Origin of the sequence: Bacillus hominis, from assembly GCF_018332515.1 — a bacterium.
GTDB classification, from domain to species: domain Bacteria; phylum Bacillota; class Bacilli; order Bacillales; family Bacillaceae_G; genus Bacillus_A; species Bacillus_A hominis.
The window spans coordinates 1-6,411 of sequence record NZ_BOQD01000315.1 but is presented as its reverse complement, the minus strand read 5'-3'; the positions used below and the strand labels follow the sequence as shown (position 1 = coordinate 6,411).

At 34.0% G+C, this 6,411-nt stretch carries 7 protein-coding genes; 1 reads left to right on the top strand and 6 read right to left on the bottom strand.

Features of this window, described 5'->3' with window-relative positions; genetic code table 11:
- Positions 1-38: 38 nt before the first annotated feature.
- The gene (locus tag KI356_RS23325; RefSeq protein WP_212936605.1) at positions 39-617 is read right to left on the bottom strand and encodes a cysteine dioxygenase family protein; all 579 of its coding nucleotides are present in this window, start codon (positions 615-617) and stop codon (positions 39-41) included.
- Between the two features lie 111 nt (positions 618-728).
- Positions 729-1,943: a cytochrome P450 gene (locus tag KI356_RS23320; protein ID WP_212936604.1), complete on the bottom strand. Its 1,215-nt coding sequence runs from the start codon at positions 1,941-1,943 to the stop codon at positions 729-731.
- 140 nt (positions 1,944-2,083) lie between these two features.
- On the opposite strand from KI356_RS23320, the gene KI356_RS23315 reads away from it, so the two are divergent.
- Complete coding sequence (locus tag KI356_RS23315; protein ID WP_212936603.1) at positions 2,084-2,581, top strand: PadR family transcriptional regulator; 498 nt, start codon at positions 2,084-2,086, stop codon at positions 2,579-2,581.
- A 102-nt stretch (positions 2,582-2,683) separates the two neighbouring features.
- Here the strand turns inward: KI356_RS23315 and KI356_RS23310 are convergent, their stop codons facing one another.
- The 4 genes from KI356_RS23310 to KI356_RS23295 all read right to left on the bottom strand — a co-directional run bounded on the left by KI356_RS23310 (position 2,684) and on the right by KI356_RS23295 (position 6,288).
- Complete coding sequence (locus KI356_RS23310) at positions 2,684-2,839, bottom strand: DUF1540 domain-containing protein (protein ID WP_000046094.1); 156 nt, start codon at positions 2,837-2,839, stop codon at positions 2,684-2,686.
- A 105-nt stretch (positions 2,840-2,944) separates the two neighbouring features.
- Positions 2,945-4,219 (bottom strand): MFS transporter, encoded by a 1,275-nt coding sequence (locus KI356_RS23305; RefSeq protein WP_212936602.1) that lies wholly within the window; start codon positions 4,217-4,219, stop codon positions 2,945-2,947.
- A gap of 268 nt (positions 4,220-4,487) precedes the next feature.
- Positions 4,488-5,723 (bottom strand): cytochrome P450 family protein, encoded by a 1,236-nt coding sequence (locus tag KI356_RS23300; RefSeq protein WP_212936601.1) that lies wholly within the window; start codon positions 5,721-5,723, stop codon positions 4,488-4,490.
- A gap of 160 nt (positions 5,724-5,883) precedes the next feature.
- Positions 5,884-6,288 carry a hypothetical protein gene (locus tag KI356_RS23295; protein ID WP_212936600.1) on the bottom strand — a complete coding sequence of 135 codons (405 nt, stop codon included), beginning with the start codon at positions 6,286-6,288 and terminating at the stop codon, positions 5,884-5,886.
- Between the last annotated feature and the right edge of the window lie 123 nt (positions 6,289-6,411).

Genomic DNA, 6,411 nt, shown 5'->3' with positions numbered 1-6,411 from the left:
AAAGCTTTTCTTTTTAAAGAAAAGCTTTGGGTTTTATGCTATGAATTATAACTAATATATTTTGTCTCACACATGTATACGTTTTTTTCTTCTGTTGGGATATATACTTTAAACTTTTCTAAACGTTTTCCGTATATATGAATAGTGATTACGCTTTCATTTTCAGCTATTTCTAGAATATGACAATCAGCCGGTGGGATTACTTTATCTGTTTCTCCTTCTCCCAAATAAATATTCCCTGTATGTGTTAAATAAAATAGTGAATTTCCGAGTTGCTTAGTTTGTAAAAAGTTTCGAACCATTATCCTTCCGGAAAAAACTCCTTCAACTCCCCAAGCACCATCATGATCATGTAGTGGTGTAGCTTGTCCATCTTTCCATACAAGTGCTAGAACTTCAAAACGTTTTAATGGATCTTCATACAGTAAGTGTCGTGCATATTGAGCGGAATTCGCTTTCTGTTTTTCTAACGGAAGCCATGTTTTCTTTTCTAAAATTTCTTCCAGTAATTTTTCAATTTCACACACGATTTGCTCTTCCAATAAATTACTATCTATTAAATCAGTTACAGCTTTAATAAATGCTTGAAACGTTTTACTTCCATTGCACGTTAACATAAGCATCCTCCTCTACTCTTTTTCCACACACCTCCATACTATAAAATACACTAAAATTTTACAATTGAGAAATAAAAAACAAGGTACAAAAAATGTACCTTGCTGAACGTTTTATTGAGTTTTTAAGCGAATAGGTAAGTGTTTTAATGTTTGTTCATTTTCCAATATACATTTTTCTAAATTGAAAGATGGAGATAACTCTATTTTTTCGAAAGCGTTTATAAAGGTAGTTAATGCAATCTCAGCTTCAAGACGTGCAAGCGGTGCGCCTAAACAAAAGTGAGGACCTTTTCCAAACGTTAAATGCTTTTCATTCCCTACTCGGTGTAAATTAAAATTAGAAGCTTGTGAGAATTTCTTCTCGTCCAAATTTGCTGCACTGACCCATGCAACCACCATTTGATCTTTTTTCATTAAAGGTCCAAATATATTTGTGTCTTCAGTAATCCTCCGAGCCAATGTAACAGGAAAGCGGTAGCGTAATACTTCCTCTATCGCATTTGGAACCAACCTTGGTTCTTCTCCTAATTCTTTATATGTTCCAGGTGAATCCACTAAGAAACAATAAAAACTATTAATAATTAAGTTTGTCGTTGTTTCATTCCCAGCGGCTAATAGTCCTAATGAAAAAGTTACAATTTCTTCATCTGTTAACCATTCACCTTCGTACTCCGCTCGAATTAAATCCGAAATAATATCATCTGTTAAATGATATCTTTTATCCTGAACAATCGGGAGAAGGTAATCTTTAAATTCATTTAAAGCAACTCCTTTCTTCGCATCCAGATCATTAAATTTTTCTTTACTATACGGCATAAATAAAATATCAGACCATTCTTTAATTTGTTTACGGTCTGTAGTTGGTACTCCCAATAGATCTGATATAACGGTAACAGGTAAAGGTGCAGCCAATTGATTAACAATGTTAACTTCATCATACTTTTCTATATTTTTTACAAGTTCATCTGCAATAGCTTGTATACGGGGTTTCCATTGTTCTAAACTTCTAGGAGTAAATGCTTTCGAAACAATTGAACGTACATTACGATGTTCTGGGGGATCAGAAGAATTTATATTTATTCTCGTTTCTAAAGGTGGTATTGAAAATTGTCTACGTTCCCTTCTACTTGAAAATAAGCGGAAATCTGATAAAACACGGTTCACATCCTCATACAGAAACACATTCCATACGTCTTGTTCTTCATCATAATAAACAGGGTGATTGTCTCTCATATACTGATACCAATCATAAGGATTCCATAACTCTTCTTTTGTTTTCAGCTTTGAAATTTCATGAACTAAAATAACATTTTCAGGTGAAGTCATAGTTCTTTCCTCCCTTTTCTTTTACAATAAAAGTGATAGGTAGGTTTTACACAGATGTATAGACTAACATATGTTATTTTAACATATAGAGAGCTGAAATTTTCAAATGAGAACTTGAGAAACATATTAGGGGGATTACTATGTACGTTGATATTTTACTACTAGCTGAATTAACAACAGGACCACAACACGGCTATGAAATAAAGAAAAATATCCAAAATCGTTTAGGTGATAATTTTGAATTAAACCATAACATGCTATATCCCACTCTTCGGCGTTTTGAAGATATGGGTGCTATAACGAAAGAAGTTCATCAACAAATCGGAAAACCAAACCGAAATATGTACGCCATAACAGAAACAGGAGAAGAAATTTTTTATGAAATGCTAAGAGAGTTTCCCGAAAAAATTGCGACAAACAATGCTGAATTCCTTGTGCGTATCGCGCTCTTCGAAAAACTTGATTACGAGGCTAGAAAAGAAATTTTGACTACGCGCCAAAACGTGCTTCAAGAACAACTTACAGCAATCCAATCCCTTGACGTTGTCTCACCTTTTATTACAGAAGTTGTTGAATTTACTAAGTCACGTATTGAACATGAATTACATTGGATTACATCACTTATGAAGAAAATATAAAAAAATAACAAGAAAAGTTAAAAATAATGAATGAAAATGAGATTTATTATCAATACTATAATTAATAAAAGGGCAACCACGATTTGGCTACCCTTCAAAAATTTATAATTCTGGATCAAAAGTTTTGCAATCTGTTTCTTCCGTAGTTGATGCTTGTTTTCCTTTATTACTTACTACATAAATTGCATCTGCACTACATTTATTACCGTTAGCCCAAAATTTACAGTTGTTTACTTCACATAAAACGTCTTGTGCCATAGTATCGCACCTCCTTGTTCTTTTATCATTAACAAAATTCGGAGGTATGATACTCTTTGGCATGCATTTTTTATTTTTATCACAATTGTTTTTTCAACATTGAAATTAGGACTCTTGCTGCATCGCACCACTTTTATCATTACTCGTTGCAATAATAGGTTTTAAATTGTATATTGGCAAAATGAATAATAATCCTATAATGAACAATAAGGCAGTCCCCTCATACATTGTACTAAGTGAAAACATCTCCTTTAATGAGCCAGCAATACTCATCGTTACTACCATTGAACCGGTGAATAGTGGACTTAAAATGCCGTTTACGCGACCAATAAAATCCGTGTCACTATTTTGAATAATGAGCGTATTAATCCCAATTTGAATACATGGTAGAGCTAATCCACTAAAAAATTGTGCAGTAAGTGTAACCCATAAGTTTGTGGAATAGCCTATAATACCAATACCGATTGCCTGACCAAGCATACCTACAATTAACATCTTTTGCGGGGCCACGTTTTTCGCGAATATCATCGCTAAAGCTCCTCCGACAATCATTCCTGCACCATTTACTGTTAATAACCACTGTAAACTTTCTTTTGATAATCCTAGTTGTTCTGTCACAATAAATATTCCAAGTGGCTGGATAAGCCCTATACCGAGTCCAGCTGCCATAAAACATAGACCGAGCAAAGTTAATGCTTTTTTCTTTTTTACATATTGAATACCATCCAGCATTTCCTGTAATAGTGTGATTTCTTTTTTCTCATTATCATTTTCAAGATCTTTCGGAAGAAATAACAAAACAACTGCTGCAAGTAAAAATGCGATACCAGTAATTACTATTGAAATATAGATTCCAAAACTGTGAAAGATAAATGTTCCAAGAATCGGTCCTAACACCATAAATATTGCAAATATCGTTTGGTATATAGACATTGCTAATTGAATTTGTTCTGTCGATAAATGTTGTTTAAATAATTTCATTCCAGATGGTTGGGAAAACTGTGAAAGGATTGCCGAAATGAGCGTCACAAAAAACACGATTTTCCACGTTCCAAACATAAGAGTAATTAACACAGCGAATACTGAAATAGAACTTAACGTTTCACACCATATCATTGTCTTCTTTGGCTTCCACCTATCAGCAAAAGTTCCTCCAATAAAGGAAAAAATGAAAATTGGAGCAAATTCAGCAACTGAAATCATTGATATAGCGAAAGCATCACCTTTCGTCATTTCCATAACATACAATAATACCGCAAAGTTTCGAACCCATATTCCTATTTGTAAAAATAATGCTGATGCTAGAATCCCTTGTACAAATCGGTTTTTCAATACTTGTGATACCCCATGATTTTGTTTCGGTTCTATAGTCGTCGACATAAAAAAGCCTCCTATTTCATGTTCTGAACAGGAGGCAGCACAAATCATATGAAAAGACTATATTTTCCGCAGTGCGAAACACATCCCTTTTCTATACATGTACATACTAATCCTATTCAGAAGAATATTTCGTTTTTTAACGAAGATCTCTTAAAAATAGAATTAGTTGATCATTGGGATGTTTTCACCCTTCCGTTTCGAATTTAAATAACACATACATACTCTATGTAAAACATTTTCAATGTATGCGTGTCTCATTTTAACTATTCTAGAAAGTCAAAGGCAATTCCTCTAAAGAACGCATTAAATAGTTTCCTTGCCATTTAATATCTTCACGATCGCCTTTTATTTGTAGTTCAGGCATCCGTTTAAACAAAGTTGTAATAGCAATCTTTGCTTCCAATCTAGCAAGTGGTGCTCCTAGGCAGAAATGACTACCATGCCCAAAGGCAATATGACGGTTATTTTCTCGTGTAATATCAAATACTTCTGGGTTTTCAAATACTGTTTCATCACGGTTTGCTGAAGCTAATGCGATAATAACCATATCTCCTTTTTGGATTGTTTGTTCGTGAATTTGAAACGGCTCAGCCGCCCATCTTGCAGTTGTAACTTCAACTGGAGAATAATATCGCAACCCTTCCTCAATAGCTGAATCAATTAGTTTTGGATTTTCTTTTAATAACTGTAATTGATCAGGATTTTCGAGAAGTGCTAATACCGTATTTGTAATTAAATTCACCGTTGTCTCGTGTCCCGCTACGATAAGTAACATAATCATTGAATATAGTTCCGGGGCACTAAGTTTATGTCCTTCACTTTCCGCAAGTATTAAAGCGCTGACCAAATCCTCTTTAGGATCTTGTCGTTTTACATCAACTAAATATTGAAGATATGTAATAAATTCAGATAGTTGCTGTCCAGTTTCTTTTATTTCTTCTGGTGTTACTGGTGAGGCAATGACGGCATGCGACCAAATTCTAAATTTCGCTTGATCCTCTTTTGGAATTCCTAGCATCTCGCTTATTACAATAATCGGTAATGGGAATGAATAATCATCCACAAGATTTAATGTACCTTTTTGCTCTATCTCACTTATTAAATTATCCGCTATTCTCTGAATTCTTCCGTCTAATTGCGTAATCATCTTCGGTGTAAAAGCTTTTTGAACTAAAGATCGTAAACGACTGTGGTTAGGTGGATCTGAATTTAACATGTGCGTAGTTAAATGATCACTATTGTCAACGGAAAGATACATGTTCTTTGTATCTTGAGGAAACACATTTGCCAGATCTTTTTTTAAGCGATTATCTTTTAAAAGTGGCAGAGCATCTTCATATCTTGTAATAAGCCACTCCGCACCTAATTCATTTTTATTTACAAATAGGACAGGTTGTATTTTTCGCGACTCTTTATAAATTTCATAAGCATCTTCTTTAAACTGAGCAGAAGCTAAATTAATGCCATCTTCTATTTTTTGGCCAACCTTATTTTTTATTGACATTGCATTCCCTCACTCTCAATTATTTGTGTAAATCAACCCAACATTTGAATTATACTTCAATAAAAACTAGAAAATTGTAAATTTTTAATTAAAATCTTACTTCGTATATTGAAAAATAAAAAAGTGAGAGAGTAAAATTATCCTACTCCCTCACTTCCTATTATGCGAAGCACATAAAATTACTAATTTGTTGATATCGATAACTTACTTTGCGGCGGCGACCAGCTTGCCAAGTGTAGCCGGATACCCCACTTCTTCTTACTTCTGTCGGAAAAAACCATAAGTCTCTTCCGAATGGACCAGGACGATGTAAACGTAAATATCCCCATCTTCCAAGACAATTACACATCCATGATTTCATATTGCCCGCTTGTGCAGGAGAAGCAAATGTGGATGGTAAAGACGGAGCTTGTGACGGTGGTGGTGACGTTGGAGCATCTTCCGCATCATCTGGTCTATAATCTTCTAGTTCAACCTCTCTAACTTCGATATCATGTTCATATCCGTATTGTTGTGGATTATAATACATCGTTTGATCATATGGATAATTTTGTTGGCTATACATATTAACAAATCACCTTCTTTTCATTCATTACCTTTAACATTCATATGTGATATAACACCTATCGGAAGCTTATGTATAGCCCAAATTCAACTAAAAAATAAAGCTTGTAGTTTTAAAACTACA